Origin of the sequence: Gluconacetobacter azotocaptans (assembly GCF_014174355.1) — a bacterium.
GTDB lineage: Bacteria > Pseudomonadota > Alphaproteobacteria > Acetobacterales > Acetobacteraceae > Gluconacetobacter > Gluconacetobacter azotocaptans.
In genome coordinates this window covers 30,569-45,139 of record NZ_JABEQF010000003.1, presented here as the reverse complement: position 1 = coordinate 45,139, position 14,571 = coordinate 30,569, and the positions used below count along the sequence as shown (strand labels likewise).

Here is a 14,571-nt window from a genome sequence, read left to right as displayed (position 1 = left end):
CGGACGTAACCCACCCAAAGGGGGGCGGGGCTCTTGCCTTCAGGCGATTCCGTCCTGGATCGGGGCCAGATAGCGCGACAGCTTCACGCGCAGGGGCATCAGATAGACATGCCCGCTCTGGGCGCGGACGGTGCGGATCGCATCGCAGGCGAAGGCGACATTGGCCTCGATCGTCGGGGCGAAATCGCGGGGGAAGACCACGTGATTGGTCGTTTCCCAATACGAGCGCGATTTCGGGCCGATGACCGGCGACAGGCCCCAGAAGACGGTCTCGCCCGCCAGCCAGCCCATGCAGACATCCAGCGTCCGGCGGTCGAACACCGGCTGGGTGAAGAAGCCCATGGCCCCGGCGTCCTTCTTGCGCGCCACGGCCTCCAGTTCGCGGTACGGGGCGCGGCGATAGGGGTCGAAGGCCGCATAGACCGCCAGATGCGGGGCCTCGCGCCGATAGCGGCGGATGACGCTCTCGCTGGAATTGGGGAAGGTGCGGCGGCTGATGTCGGCGGGCGGGTCGCCGCGCACCACCAGAATCTCGCGCAGATCGTCCTGATCCAGGCCGGGCAGCGGGCCGTCGGGGTCGATGTCGATAGCGCGGACATGTGGCACCACACGCGGCATCAGGGGATGCAGCAGCGGCACAGTGTCCCAGCTGCGCAGCGGAAAGCGCATCAGGTCCGGGACGTTGAGGGTGTCGGCGGCGGGGAAGCAGTCCCGGACCTCGGCCGCGTCGCGCAGCAGCGTGTCCGCGTCGCGGGGGATCAGTTCGACCGAGATCCGCGTCATGCGCCGCCCACGATCCGCCGCGCGGCGGCCAGCGTGTTGTTCAGCAGGCAGGCGATCGTCATCGGGCCGACACCGCCGGGCACCGGGGTGATGCGGCCGGCGCGGGTCACGGCCTCGTCGAACGCCACGTCGCCGACCAGGCGCGTCTTGCCGTTGGGCAGGGACACGCGGGTGATACCGACGTCGATGACCGTGGCCCCCGGCTTGATCCAGTCGCCGCGCACCAGGCCCCGGCACCCCGTCGCCACCACCAGGATATCCGCTTGCCGCGCCAGGGCTGCGGGGTCGCGGGTGTCGATATGCGCGATGGTGACGGTGCAGCCTTCACCCAGCAGCAATTGCGCCATCGGCCGGCCGACCAGATTCGACGCGCCGATGACCATCGCATGCAGCCCGCGCAGGTCGCCCAGTTCGGATTTCAGCAGCATCAGGCAGCCCAGCGGCGTGCACGGCACGATTCCCGGCTGCCCCAGCGCCAGCCTCCCGGCATTGACCTGGCCCAGCCCGTCGACGTCCTTGTCCGGGTGAATGGCATTCGTCACCGCCACCGGGTCCAGCCCTTCGGGCAACGGCAGTTGCACCAGGATGCCGTGGATTTCGGGATCGGCGTTCAGCCGCACGATCAACGCCTGCAATTCGGCCTGCGATGTGGTGTCCGGCAGCATGTGCATGAACGAGCGCATGCCCGCGCGATGGGTCTGCAGCGCCTTGTTGCGGACATAGACCTCGCTGGCCGGGTCGTTGCCCACCAGCACCACCGCCAGGCCCGGCGTCACGCCATGGAGGTCATGGAACGAACGGACGTCCTGTGCGATCGTCCGGGTCAGGTTCGCCGCGAACGCCTTGCCGTCGATCAGGCGCGCGGACGGATTGCGGACGGGCGCGGTTTCGGCGGAAGCTGGGTCGGTCATGAACGCTCCGGACACTGGCTTGACGAGGGACGACATCGTGAAAGAGCAGATACGCAAGAATTTCAGCAGCGACAATGTCGTTCCCGCCTGCCCCGCCGTCATGGCCGCACTGATGGAGGCGAACGCGGACGCCGCCCCCGCCTATGGCGCCGATGCGTGGACCGCGCGCCTGCAGGACGCGGCGTCGGACCTGTTCGAACGCCGGGTGCGGATCTTCCCCGTCGCGACCGGCACCGCGGCGAACGCACTGGCGCTGGCGGCCACGACCCCGGCCTTCGGCGCCGTCCTGTGCGACGAGAGCGCCCATATCATGCAGTCGGAATGCGGCGCGCCGGATTTCTATACCGGCGGCGCGCGCCTGGTGCCCATCCCGTCCGAGGACGGGCGGATGACGGCCGAGGCCCTGGCCTACACGCTGGACCGCCTGCCGGTGGACGACACGCAGCAGAACCTGCCCGCGACCCTGAGCCTGACGCAGGCCAGCGAATGGGGCACGGTCTACCGCCCCGCCACCATCGCCGATCTGGCCGCGCGGGCCCGCGGCCGGGGGATGGCGGTGCATATGGACGGCGCGCGGCTGGCCAACGCCATCGCGCATCTGGGCTGCACCCCGGCCGAGGCGACATGGAAGGCCGGGGTGGACGTGCTGGCGCTGGGCGCCACCAAGAACGGCGCGATGGCGGCCGAGGCCGTGGTGTTCTTCGATCCGGCGCGGGCCGAGCATTTCGCCCGTCGCCGCAAGCGCGGGGGCCATGACTGGTCGAAGCAGCGGTTCCTGAGCGCGCAGTTGCTGGCCTATCTGCACGACGATCTGTGGCTGCACAACGCGCGGCAGGCCAACGCGATGGCGCAGCGCCTGGCGGGCGGGCTGTTCCGCCATCCGGGCGCGCGGCTGCTGTACGAAACGCAGGCCAACGAGATCTTCGTGCTGCTGCCCGGCCCGGCGGTCACGCACCTGCGGGCGGCGGGGTTCGCATTCCGGGACTGGCGCGCGCCGCTGGGGCTGAACGGTACGGTGGTGCGGCTGGTTACCAGCTATTATACGCGCATCGAGGACGTCGATGCGCTTCTGGCGGCGCTGGCGGCCGCCTGATGAATCGGAGGGGCGGCGTGATGGCCTCGGGGAAACCTTTCAGGCCGAGCATGCCCTTCGTCCCGGATCGCGTCGAAGAACACGAACGGATAGCACCTATCCAGTGGACGCCCTTGCCGGGTTCGGGCGGAGCCCGACCCTCCCTTACCCCTGGCGCAGGACGTCCGAGATATCGATCAGGAAATCCAGCACGGTGCGGGTACGCAACGGCAGGGTGCGCGGGCCGGTATGCACGGCATAGAACGGCAGGTCGGGGACCGACCATTCGGGGAACAGATGCACCAGATGGCCGGCCGCGATTTCCTCGCGCACCTGGAAGGAGGGCAGCAGGCCGATGCCCAGGCCGGCGACGACGGCGTTGAGCACGGCCTCGCTGCTGTTGGCGCGGAAGGGGCCGCTGGCGGCGACCACGCTTTCCTCGTTATTGCCTTCGAAATGCCAATCGTGGCGGGTGCCGCCATAAGTATAGGCGATGCAGGGATGGGCCAGCAGGTCGCGCGGATGTTCCGGCGTGCCGCGCCGCGCCAGGTAATCGCCCGACGCCACTGCGATGCGCTTGACCGTGCCCAGCCGGCGGGCGATCAGCGACCCCTCGGCGATTTCGCCGACGCGCACCGCCAGGTCCAGCCCTTCCTCGACCAGATCGCCGAAGCCGTCGCGCATGATGAGTTCGACCGACAGGTCCGGATGCTTGTCCAGCAGTTCGCCCAGCCGGCCCGTCATGTACAGGCCGAACGCCGTGGTCACGCCCAGCCGCACCAGGCCCGAGACCGAGGCCCGCCGACGGCCCAGCGCGGTTTCGGCGGTTTCCAGGATTTCCAGGACTTCGTAGGCATGAGGCAGCAGGCTGCGCCCGTCCTCGGTCATCATCAGGCTGCGGGTGGTCCGGGCGAACAGGGTCGCGCCGTAATGGGCCTCGAGCAACGCGATATGCCGCGAAATCGTCGGCTGGCTGGCCCCGGTTTCACGGGAGACCGCCGAAAACGAGCCCGTCGCCGCGACGCGGACGAAACTGTGAAGGGCAGAAAGCAGGTCCATGGCCACCGATTTTCAGTATTTCGCTGAACGCCGTTCTAAACTTCGGTTCATTTATGCACAATGTAGCATAAAACAGCACCGACATGTGCCAGACGCATTGGCCAAATGCCGTCAGGTCAGGCGATCAGGGGTGTCCCGTACGTCCCTGCCGGCGCTGTCCGGTCGCGAACCGGGCCTCGGCCATGCGCGCCAGGCGCACGAAGGGCAGGCCCAGCAGCAGGTACGCCGCGCCGATCAGCAGGCCGGTGCCGAAATAATCGTAATAGGTCGACGACAGCCGGACGTAGGTCTGGCTGAGTTCGGTCAGGGTGATGACGCTGACCAGCGACGAATCCTTGAGCAGCGAGATGAAATCGTTGGTCATGATCGGGATGACCATCCGCACCGCCTGCGGCACCACGACGAAGCGCAGGGCCTGCATGTGCGTCATGTTCAGGGCCAGCGCGGCCTCGATCTGTCCGCGCGCGACGGATTGCAGGCCGGCGCGGTAATTCTCGGCCTCGTACGCCGCATAGTTCATGCCCAGCGCCAGCACGCCGGCGACGAAGGGCGACAGGCGCAGGCCGATGCCCGGCAGGGCGTAGAAGATGAACAGGATCTGGATCAGCAGCGGCGTGCCGCGCACGATTTCGACATACAGGGTGGCGAGCATGGCCAGCCAGCGGGGCCCGTAGCGCCGGGCCAGCGCCAGCGCCAGCCCCAGCGCCACCGCCACCACCATCGCGCAGGCCGACACCACCAGGGTCAGGACCGCCCCATGCAGCAACAGCGGCAGGAAGCCGACATAGCGCGCCAGCCGCGCCTGCCAGCCGGCACGGGGCGCCGTGGCCTCCATGTAATGCCGCCAGGCGTCAGGGGCGATGTCGGGCGTGCCGCGATCGCCGGTCAGCTCCGCCATTTCCGGCGTCCATAATTTCCACCGCGCCAGGATCCGGTGCAGCTCGCCGTCGCGCATCATCGCGTCCAGCGCGCCGTTCACCTGGTCGCGCAGGGCGGTGTTGCCGGTGGCGACGGCGATACCGTAGGAAATGCGCCCGATCGGCCCACCCACCAGCTTCAGCTCCGGATCCGGCGCGCCGTAATAAAGCGAGATGGTGCCGTCCAGCAGCACCGCATCCAGCCGCCCGTTCTTCAGGTCGGTATAGGCGTTGGTCTCTTCTTCGTACGACCGGATGTGGATGCTGGGATCGGCCTGCAGCATCCGTTCGGCCGTCGTGTCCTTCAGCGTGCCGACGACATGGCCGTGCAGCGCCGCCAGGGTGTCGAGCCCCTGCTGGTCGCGGCGGACGGTAATGCGTTCCGACGTCACGTAATAGGGATGGCTGAACGCGACGCCCTGTTCGTGTTCCGGCGTGATCTCGATCCCGTCGATCACCATGTCGTACAGCCCGCGTTGCAGGCCGGGGATCAGCCCGTCCCAGTCGTTCTGCACGAACTGGGTCGGCCGGCCCAGGCGGCGGGCGATGGCCTGGGCAATTTCATATTCATACCCGATGAGGCGCGACTGATCGGCCGGATCGTGGAAGACGAACGGTACGTTCGCTTCGGCATCCGACGCCCAGCGCAGCGGCGCCGCAAGGGCGGTACCCGCAAGTCCTGTCACCAGCAGGACGGCCATCAGGCACGCGAAAAGTATAAATTTCGGCCTGAAGACGGGGCTTGCCGAGCGAGAGTGCCGCGCAGCGGCACGCCCGTCGTGCGTTTCCGAGCACCGGAGCGGAGCGGCCTTACCGGCCGTGAGCACCGAAGCGCAGGAAACGCGCGTCGGATCGCCGGCAAGCCCCGTCTTCAGGCCGAAATTCACAGGACGGATCTCAGGAAGCGCCGGGTCCGCATGTCCTGCGGCGACACATAGAGAATGTCGGGGTCGTCGATCTCCACGATCTCGCCGCCTTCCATGAACACCACGCGGTCCGACGCCGCGCGGGCGAAGCGCATGTCGTGCGTCACCACGATCTGGGTCATGCCGTCCTCGTCCAGGGCACGCATGACGGACAGGACTTCCTCGGCCAGTTCGGGATCGAGGGCCGAGGTCGGTTCGTCGTACAGCATCACGTCCGGCCGCATCGCCAGCGCCCGGGCGATGGCGGCGCGCTGCTGCTGGCCGCCCGACAGGGTGTCGGGATAGCGCGCGGCGATGGCCGACAGGCCCACCTTGTCCAGCAGGGCCAGGGCCTCGGCCCGGGCCGTCTCGGCGGGCAGGCGCTTCACCCGCATGGGCGCCAGCATCACATTGTCCAGCACGGTGCGGTGGGGAAACAGGTTGAAGGACTGGAACACCATGCCGACATGCGCGCGCAGGCGATGGGCCGCGTCCTCGTCCGCGCGGGTCCAGCGCCCGCCCGAACGGATGATGGCGACATCCGCGATCGTGACCGCGCCGTCGTCGGGGATTTCCAGGAAATTGAGGCAGCGCAGGAAGGTCGATTTCCCGCAGCCCGAAGGCCCGATGATCGACACCAGTTCCCCGCGCGTCACCGACAGCGAAATGCCGCGCAGTACCTCGTGCCCGTCGAAGGTCTTGCGCACCTGCTCGGCGCGCACGACGGGGTCGGCAAAAAACGCCGGCCCGGAATGATCCGGGCCGGCGCGGTACTCGTCAGACAGAGAAAAAAGCGGCTCAGGCAGCTTTGGTCATCCCACGCAAGACGTACTGGAGGATGCCACCATGCCGATAATACTCGACCTCGTCCAGAGTATCGACGCGGCAGAGCAGCGGCACCTCTTCCTTCGTGCCGTCGGCGCGGGTGATCGACATCGTCAGCGTCATGCGGGGCGTGATGGTGTCCAGGCCCTTGATGTCGATGACTTCGTCACCCTTCAGGTTCAGCGTCTTGCGCGTCATGCCGTCTTTGAACAGCAGGGGCAGGACGCCCATGCCGACCAGGTTGGAGCGATGGATGCGCTCGAAGCTTTCGGCGATTACCGCGCGAACGCCCAGCAGCAGGGTGCCCTTCGCCGCCCAGTCGCGCGACGAACCCATGCCGTATTCCTTGCCGCCGAAGACGATCAGCGGCACGCCTTCCTGCTTGTACTCCATCGCCACATCGTAGATCGAGCCTTCCTTCCCATCGGGGAAGTGCTTGGACAGGCCCCCTTCGGTGCCGGGCAGCATCTCGTTTTTGATGCGGATGTTGGCGAACGTGCCGCGCACCATGATGCGGTCGTTGCCGCGGCGCGACCCGTAGGAGTTGAAGTCCGCCTTCGAAACCTGATGTTCCTTCAGGTAGACGCCCGCAGGTGCGCTTTCCTTGATCGCGCCGGCCGGCGAGATGTGGTCGGTGGTGATGTTGTCACCCAGCAGCGCCAGGACGCGCGCGCCCACGATGTCGCCCTTCGGCTTGGGCTCCGGCGTGATGTCCTGGAAGTACGGCGGGTCCTGCACGTAGGTCGAGGTCGGATCCCACTTGTAGGTCTCGGACCCGGTCGCGACCTTCAGGGCCTGCCATTCCTTGGTGCCCTTGCTGATCTGGCTGTAGCGGTTGATGAATTCCTCACGGGTGATGGAGGAACCGATCAGGTCCGCGATCTCCTTGTTCGTGGGCCAGATGTCCTTCAGGTACACCGGCTTGCCGTCCTTGGAGGTGCCCAGCGACACGGTGGTGATGTCCTCGCGCATCGTGCCCAGCAGCGAGTACGCGACCACCAGCGGCGGGCTGGCCAGGTAGTTGGCGCGCACGTTCGGCGAGATGCGGCCTTCGAAGTTGCGGTTGCCGGACAGGACCGACACCGCCACCAGCTTGTTGCCCTCGATCGCATCGACGATGTGGTCTTCCAGCGGGCCGGAATTGCCGATGCAGGTCGTGCAGCCATAGCCGACGGTGTTGAAGCCCATCGCGTCGAGCTCTTCCGTCAGGCCGGCGCGGTTCAGGTAGTCGGTCACGACCTGCGAACCCGGCGCCAGCGAGGTCTTCACCCACGGCTTCGGCTTCAGGCCCAGGGCGCGGGCCTTCTTCGCGACCAGGCCGGCCGCGATCAGCACCGCCGGGTTGGAGGTGTTGGTGCACGAGGTGATGGCCGCGATCACCACGTCGCCGTGGCCGATCTCGTAATTCGTACCGGCCACCTTGGCCTTCTTGTGCGCGTCGGCGGCGGGGACGCCCAGGCTGCCGGTCAGTTCGGTCTCGAAGGCGCTGGTGGCGTTGTTCAACGGCACGCGGTCCTGCGGACGCTTCGGGCCGGCCAGCGACGGGACCACGGTCGACAGGTCCAGTTCCAGTGTGTCGGTGAACACCGGCTCGGCCGTCTCGGCCGTGCGGAACATGCCCTGGGCCTTCAGGTAGTCGGCCGTCAGCTTGATGCGATGTTCGTCACGGCCGGTCTGGCGCAGATACTCCAGCGTCAGGTCGTCGACGGGGAAGAAGCCGCAGGTCGCGCCGTATTCGGGGGCCATGTTGGCGATCGTCGCGCGGTCGGCGACCGGCAGGTGATCGAGCGCCGGGCCGAAAAATTCGACGAACTTGCCGACCACGCCCTTCTTGCGCAGCATCTGCGTGACCGTCAGCACCAGGTCGGTCGCCGTGGCGCCCTCGGGCAGCTTGCCGATCAGCTTGAAGCCGATGACGTCGGGGATCAGCATTGCGATCGGCTGGCCCAGCATCGCGGCCTCGGCCTCGATGCCGCCCACGCCCCAGCCCAGCACGCCCATGCCGTTCACCATCGTGGTGTGGCTGTCGGTGCCGTACAGGGTGTCGGGGTAGGCATAATCCTTGCCGTCGACCTGCGCGGTCCACACCGCCTGGGCGATGTATTCCAGGTTCACCTGGTGGCAGATGCCCGTTCCCGGCGGCACGACCGAGAAATTCTCGAACGCTTCCTGGCCCCAGCGCAGGAAGGCGTAACGCTCGCCATTGCGCTCGAACTCGATGGTGACGTTCTTCTGCAGCGCTTCAGGCGTGCCGGCGACGTCCACCATCACCGAATGGTCGATGACCAGGTTGACGGGAACCAGCGGGTTCACCTTCTGCGGGTCGCCCTTCAGCTTCAGGATGCCGTCGCGCATCGCCGCCAGATCGACGACGGCGGGGACGCCGGTGAAATCCTGCATCAGGATGCGCGCGGGCTTGAACGGCACTTCCTGCGTGCTGCAGCCCTTCGGCAGCCAGGCGGCGATCGCTTTGGCATCGTCGACGCTGTACGAGCGCCCGTCCTCGAAACGCAGCACGTTTTCCAGCAGCACCTTCAGGCTGACCGGAAGACGGCTGACATCGCCGATCGTCTTCTCCGCTTCAGGAATCGAGAAATAATGGTACGTCTTGCCGTCTACTTCGAGCGAGCGGCCCGTCTTAAGTGAATCGTGCCCAACCGACTTCATTGGTTTTTCCTCCGAGGCGTCAGCAACGGATTATCCAAATTGAAGCACGACATCCGCATTCGGATGGCGGTGTGATCCACCTGGACAACCGGCTTGATCTCCCAACGGGGGTAGAACATACCCGGACCCGGTTTCGACACAAGCTGGCCCCGGTAACAAGAACGCGGGAACACCCCGTTCCGCCGCCGGACCGGTTCCGCCGCGAACGATCCGAGGAGCATCGTCATCCCTGCCTTTCCCCCCCAGGCCCGCCCGTTGCTGGACGTTGAAAATATCTCCGTTTTCCGCGGAGAGCGGCTGGTGCTCGACGGCGTCGGGCTGGCGCTGGACGCCGGTGACGCGCTGCTGCTGACCGGGCCGAACGGCGCCGGAAAATCGACCTTGCTGCGCGTCCTGGCAGGACTGCGCAAACCGGAAGGCGGCCATGTGCTGTGGGCAGGGATCGACGCCCTGGCCGACCGCACGGCCCATGCCGCCCGCGTCGCCTACCTGGGCCATCAGGACGCACTGAAGGCCGGGCTGACCCTGCGGGAAAACCTGTTGCTTGCGGCGCGCGCGGCGGGGTCCGATCCGGATGAGGCCATGGCGGCTCTGGACCTTTCGGGACTGTCTGACCTGCCGGCCCGCATGCTGTCGGCGGGGCAGAAACGCCGCGCGGCGCTGGCGCGGGTGATGCTGGCGCGGGCGCCGCTGTGGCTGCTGGACGAACCCAGCCTGGGGCTGGACAGTCGCGCGATCGGGCTGCTGGAGGGGCTGTTTCGCACCCATCGCGACACTGGCGGAATCGTGATCGCAACCACCCACGTTCCCCTGCCGCTGGCCCACCCGAAATCGCTGATTCTGCCCGATCTGAACGATGCGGCCCGTGACGGCGCGCGCGCAAGCCTGGACGATGTGACATGAGCCTGCAGATCCCCGCCCTGGTCCTGGCGGTCGTGGGCCGCGACCTGCGGCTGGCCGTCCGGCATGGGGCCGACACGCTGGGCGCCGTCCTGTTTTTCGTCCTGGCGGGCGCGCTGTTTCCGCTGGCGCTTGGCCCGTCGCCCGACCTGCTGCGCCGGATGGCGCCGGGCATCGTCTGGGTCTGCGCCCTGCTGGCCGCACTGCTGCCGCTGGACCGCCTGTTCGGCTCGGAGCTGGAGGACGGGTCGCTGGATCAGCTGATGCTGACCGGCCTGCCGCCCTCGCTGGTGGCGCTGGCCAAGATGGCGGCGCACTGGCTGACCACGGGCTTGCCGCTGCTGTTCGCGGCGGGGCCGCTGGCGATCATGCTGGGGTTGCCCGCGCCCGTGCTGCCGGTGCTGCTGACCGGGCTGCTGCTGGGCACGCTGGTGCTGTCGCTGATCGGGGGCATGGCGGCGTCGGTGGTGCTGGGGGCGCGGCGGGGCGGGGTGCTGCTGCCGCTGCTGGTCCTGCCGCTGGCCACCCCGGCCCTGATCTTCGGCGCGGCGGCGCTGGACGCGGCGCAGACCGGTCTGTCCTGGCAGCCGGACCTGGAATTGCTGGGCGCGTTCCTGGCCGCCGCACTGCCGCTGTGCCCGCTGGCGGCGGGCGCGGGGTTGCGCGCGGCGGTGGAATGATCCCTGGCGAAGACAAGGGCTTCGCCCCTTGAAAACCCCGGAGTTTTAAAACGACTGGGATGCAGGGGCCGAGGCCCTTGCCGGGTTCGGGCAGAGCCCGACCTTGATCAGGGCGCCACCGAAAAAGGCAGGTCGCCCTCCGCCATCCGCCCGTCCCGGTCCCAGACCTGCCAGTGCAGATGGTAGGCTCCGGGGGTGACCGGGGCGGTGGTCGAAATGGCGTGGTCGTCGGTGGGCGGGGGCACCATCATCAGCGTCGGCGCGCCGGACGGCCCCGTCAGCATCATGCGTGACCGCACGGGATCGAGCGCCGAGTCGAAATGCAGCGACACGGCCAGGGGCCCGGCGGCGACGATGGAGCCCGCGGCCGGCGTCGCGGACAGCAGATGCACCCGCGCCGACGCGGCGGCGGGCGTCAGCAGGACAGGCAGCAATGCCAGCAGGGCGAGAAGCCGCACGGACCGTACCCTTCCGGACCGGGCGACCCCCGCCATGTCAGATATAATGCTCGCTCAACGGCGCGAAGCCGTTGAAGCGGGTCGAGCAGTAGGTCGAGACATACGCCCCGGTGGACAGCAGTTCGATCCGGTCGCCGCTGGCGAGGTCCAGCGGCAGGGCGTAGGGCGCCTTTTCATACATGATATCCGCGCCGTCACAGGTCGGGCCCGCGATCGCCACCCGTCCGGTCGGCGATCCGTCGTGGGGCGTGCGGATGCCGTAGCGAATCGACTCGCCCTCGGTCTCGGCCAGGCCGCCGAACCGGCCGATATCCAGATAGACCCAGCGCGTGTCGCCCGGCAGGCCGCGCTGGGTGACCAGAACGACCTCGGCCGACACCACGCCGGCGTCGCCGACGATGAAGCGTCCGGGTTCCACGATCATTTCCGGCAGGTCATTGCCGAAATGTTCGGTCATCGCGTGGCTGATGGCCAGCGCGAAGCGGTCGATCTCGGGCACGTCCTCGCGGTAGCGGATCGGGAAGCCGCCGCCCAGATTGACCATGCGCAGGTTCAGCCCGGCCGTTGCCAGGTCGGTGAACAGCATGCCGACGCGCGCGATCGCGGCCTCGTAGGCGTCGGTCGTGGTCTGCTGGCTGCCGACGTGGAACGACAGGCCGTAGGGGTCCAGCCCCATGTCCCGCGCGCGCAGCATCAGGTCGCGCGCGCTGTCCAGCGTGGTGCCGAACTTGCGCGACAGCGGCCATTCCGCGCCCTCGTTCTCGACGATCAGGCGGCAATAGACGCGCGCGCCCGGGGCGTGGCGGGCCAGCTTCTCCAGCTCCTCGACGCTGTCGAAGGCGAACATGGTGACGCCGGCCTGATGGGCTTCGGCAATGGCCGAGGCCTTCTTGACGGTATTGCCGAAGGAAATGGTCCCGGCATCCGCTCCGGCCGCCAGGCACAGGCGAATTTCCTCGGCCGACGCGGCGTCGAACGACGAACCGAGCGACACCAGCCGGCGCAGGATTTCCATCGCCGGGTTGGCCTTCACGGCGTAATAGACGCGCGCCAGCGGCAGGGCCGTGCGCAGTGCACGGTACCGGGCCTCGACACGATCAACGTCGACGACCAGGCATGGCGTCGCGGGGGCCTGTTCGGCCAGAAAACGGGCGATTTTGGGGGTCATCGCACCCAAATCCCTTCTGTAGCGTCGTCCGGATCAAAGCCGGGCGGGAGTTGCGAAACGGTCTAACGGACCAGCGACCAAGACTGGGCCCCACGCGGGGATCCCGATTGCCAGAACGCTTGACGTCGTTGCGTAACCTCAGAGGGCCAGTGGCACGTGCGTTGTTGCGTGGGGAGCGCATATGAGGGCAATACGCCCCGGACGCAACAGAAAAATCGACCTGACCGCATGTTTTTCGCTAGGTAGGTCATCATGCTAGCGCAGGCGGCGCCTCCGGCGGGATTTCCCGCGGCCCGTCCGCCCCGAACCCCACGCCCGATCCATGGAGCGCGCTTGACCACTTCCCGGCCGGACGACCCCCGCCTTGCCCCGAACCCGGCCGCCGAACCCGGCACCGAGGCCTGCATCCCCTCGGTCCACGCGCTGCGCCGGATCTGGAAGCCCGTCCTGCAACGGATGCTGCGCAATTTGTCGTCCGACCAGATCACGCTGGCGGCGGCCGGATGCGCGTTCTATGCCACGCTGTCGCTGTTTCCCGCCATCAGCACGCTGATTTCGATCTACGGGCTGGCGTTCGATCTGCAGACCGTGGAACCGCAGCTGGAAATGCTGCGGCTGATGCTGCCGCCCGCGGCCTTCGAACTGATCGGCGAACGGATCCATACGCTGGTCGCGCAGTCCCATTCGTCGCTGACGCTGAACCTGATCATATCGACCACCGTGGCGCTGTGGTCGGCGTCGGCGGCCACGCGGTCGATCATCTCTGCCGTCAATATCGCCTACGACACGCAGGAAACCCGCAGCTTCGTGCGCTTTCAGCTGATGGCGCTGGGCATGACGCTATGCGCCATCTGCGGCGCGGTCATGGCGCTGGCGGTGCTGGTGGCCCTGCCGGTCCTGATCGATTTCGTGCCGGCCCGGCTGGGCATGGCGCCGCCGTCCTGGTCGATCGAACTGCTGGTGCAGATGGGCGGCCCGCTGCTGCTGCTGCTGTTCGTGCTGGCGGCCTGCGCGCTGCTGTATCGGTTCAGCCCCGACCGTTCCATTACGCACTGGGTGTGCATCCTGCCCGGATCGGTCGCCGCCACGCTGATCTGGATCGCATCGTCGATCGGGTTTTCGTACTATGTCAGCGCGATCGCCAGCTACAACGCCACCTACGGGCCGCTGGGTGCGGTGGTGGCCACGATGATGTGGTTCTTCGTTACCGCCTACGTGATCCTGCTGGGCGCGGAACTGAATGCCGGGCTGGAAGCCGAGATGCACCTGCGCCCCAGGAACGGGGGCCACGACGCGGGCCATCGCCGGGAATATCCGGCCGGATAAGATGCCGGGCGGCGTCAGCGGCGGCGGGGCGCGCCGGGCGCGGCAGCGGCGATCGCATCCTCGCTGGTGTCGTCGGGTTCGGCCTGCGCGACTTCGGTCAGGGGTTCGATGACGACATGGGCGGTGCCGGCATCCAGCATCCCGATCCGCGCCGCGGCGGCGGGGGACAGGTCGATGATGCGGTGGTGCAGGAACGGCCCCCGGTCGTTGACCGTCACCACCACCGAACGGCCGGTATCCTGCGAGCGTACCAGCACCCGCGTGCCCATCGGCAGGGTCGGGTGGGCCGCCGTCAGCGCGTGCGGGTCGAATGGATGGCCTGAGGACGTCCGCCGCACCGGCCGCAGATGACCATACCAGCTTGCCACCCCATGTTCGGACCAGGACAGGGCCGTACGGCTGGCGGTCACCAGCCGGTGGGACCGCTTGGCCAGGGCCGCGCGGACGGATGCCGCCCAGGCGGTCACCGGATGGCCGGTCGTCGCCTGGGGGGGCGGCGCGTCGGAGGGCGAGGCGTCGGTATCGGCCCCGGCCGCACCGGCGACGAGGGGCGCCTTATTTTCCGTCAGGGCTGTCGCTTCCCGGCCACAGGCGGTGGATGCGAAGGCGAACAGGCACGCCACCGTCGCCAGCAGCCGGCCGCCCGATCGTATCCGCCCCGTCTCCCGGTCCTGTTCCAGCACGTTCCCCAATCCTGTTCGGCCAATTCGGCAATAACGAAAGCCATACAATAAACCCGGGACAGGAAATTCAAGGATTTTCTGCCTCGTGCCGGCGGACACCATCGGACGGCGCCTTGGCCTTTCCTTGAATTAGTGTCGCCGATTCAGTGTTCTCGGGGTGGATTGTGGCAAATTTCGGTCATCATTATTGTGCACCGCACCGGGCGGTCCGCCCCCT

General features: G+C 67.7%; 13 protein-coding genes. 4 read left to right on the top strand and 9 right to left on the bottom strand.

All coding sequences use genetic code 11. The features are described from left to right. Nucleotides 1-39 precede the first annotated feature (39 nt). Complete coding sequence (locus tag HLH34_RS04100; protein WP_183118348.1) at nt 40-783, bottom strand: methylenetetrahydrofolate reductase; 744 nt, start codon at nt 781-783, stop codon at nt 40-42. Then, entirely contained in the window at nt 780-1,694 is a 915-nt protein-coding gene (gene folD, locus HLH34_RS04095) for a bifunctional methylenetetrahydrofolate dehydrogenase/methenyltetrahydrofolate cyclohydrolase FolD (RefSeq protein ID WP_183118347.1), read from the bottom strand. Before folD ends, HLH34_RS04100 begins: the two co-directional genes overlap by 4 nt. A 19-nt stretch (nt 1,695-1,713) precedes the next feature. On the opposite strand from folD, the gene HLH34_RS04090 reads away from it, so the two are divergent. Next, the gene (locus tag HLH34_RS04090) at nt 1,714-2,787 is read left to right on the top strand and encodes a threonine aldolase family protein (RefSeq protein ID WP_244959629.1); all 1,074 of its coding nucleotides are present in this window, start codon (nt 1,714-1,716) and stop codon (nt 2,785-2,787) included. Between the two features lie 144 nt (nt 2,788-2,931). Here HLH34_RS04090 and HLH34_RS04085 read toward each other — a convergent pair whose 3' ends face one another. The 4 genes from HLH34_RS04085 to acnA all read right to left on the bottom strand — a co-directional run bounded on the left by HLH34_RS04085 (nt 2,932) and on the right by acnA (nt 9,139). Continuing rightward, entirely contained in the window at nt 2,932-3,825 is an 894-nt protein-coding gene (locus HLH34_RS04085; protein WP_183118345.1) for a LysR family transcriptional regulator, read from the bottom strand. A gap of 124 nt (nt 3,826-3,949) precedes the next feature. After that, nucleotides 3,950-5,443, bottom strand: a complete 1,494-nt coding sequence (locus tag HLH34_RS04080; RefSeq protein ID WP_183118344.1) for an ABC transporter substrate-binding protein/permease — start codon at nt 5,441-5,443, stop codon at nt 3,950-3,952. 182 nt (nt 5,444-5,625) lie between these two features. Continuing rightward, nucleotides 5,626-6,369 carry an amino acid ABC transporter ATP-binding protein gene (locus tag HLH34_RS04075; protein WP_183118343.1) on the bottom strand — a complete coding sequence of 248 codons (744 nt, stop codon included), beginning with the start codon at nt 6,367-6,369 and terminating at the stop codon, nt 5,626-5,628. A gap of 76 nt (nt 6,370-6,445) precedes the next feature. Continuing rightward, nucleotides 6,446-9,139 carry an aconitate hydratase AcnA gene (acnA, locus tag HLH34_RS04070; protein ID WP_183118342.1) on the bottom strand — a complete coding sequence of 898 codons (2,694 nt, stop codon included), beginning with the start codon at nt 9,137-9,139 and terminating at the stop codon, nt 6,446-6,448. A gap of 219 nt (nt 9,140-9,358) precedes the next feature. Between acnA and ccmA the strand changes: the two genes are divergently transcribed. Then, nucleotides 9,359-10,042, top strand: a complete 684-nt coding sequence (gene ccmA / locus HLH34_RS04065) for a heme ABC exporter ATP-binding protein CcmA (protein ID WP_456305549.1) — start codon at nt 9,359-9,361, stop codon at nt 10,040-10,042. After that, nucleotides 10,039-10,719, top strand: a complete 681-nt coding sequence (gene ccmB / locus HLH34_RS04060; RefSeq protein ID WP_183118340.1) for a heme exporter protein CcmB — start codon at nt 10,039-10,041, stop codon at nt 10,717-10,719. Before ccmA ends, ccmB begins: the two co-directional genes overlap by 4 nt. A 107-nt stretch (nt 10,720-10,826) precedes the next feature. Here ccmB and HLH34_RS04055 read toward each other — a convergent pair whose 3' ends face one another. Next, nucleotides 10,827-11,177 carry a copper resistance CopC family protein gene (locus HLH34_RS04055; RefSeq protein ID WP_183118339.1) on the bottom strand — a complete coding sequence of 117 codons (351 nt, stop codon included), beginning with the start codon at nt 11,175-11,177 and terminating at the stop codon, nt 10,827-10,829. A 37-nt stretch (nt 11,178-11,214) separates the two neighbouring features. Further along, entirely contained in the window at nt 11,215-12,345 is a 1,131-nt protein-coding gene (locus HLH34_RS04050; RefSeq protein WP_183118338.1) for a type III PLP-dependent enzyme, read from the bottom strand. 333 nt (nt 12,346-12,678) lie between these two features. Between HLH34_RS04050 and HLH34_RS04045 the strand changes: the two genes are divergently transcribed. Further along, nucleotides 12,679-13,671, top strand: coding sequence for a YihY/virulence factor BrkB family protein (locus HLH34_RS04045; protein ID WP_244959627.1), 993 nt, complete (start codon nt 12,679-12,681; stop codon nt 13,669-13,671). A 14-nt stretch (nt 13,672-13,685) separates the two neighbouring features. Here the strand turns inward: HLH34_RS04045 and HLH34_RS04040 are convergent, their stop codons facing one another. Continuing rightward, a complete protein-coding gene (locus HLH34_RS04040; protein WP_264784148.1) occupies nt 13,686-14,354 on the bottom strand; it encodes a septal ring lytic transglycosylase RlpA family protein in 669 nt (222 codons plus the stop codon). Between the last annotated feature and the right edge of the window lie 217 nt (nt 14,355-14,571).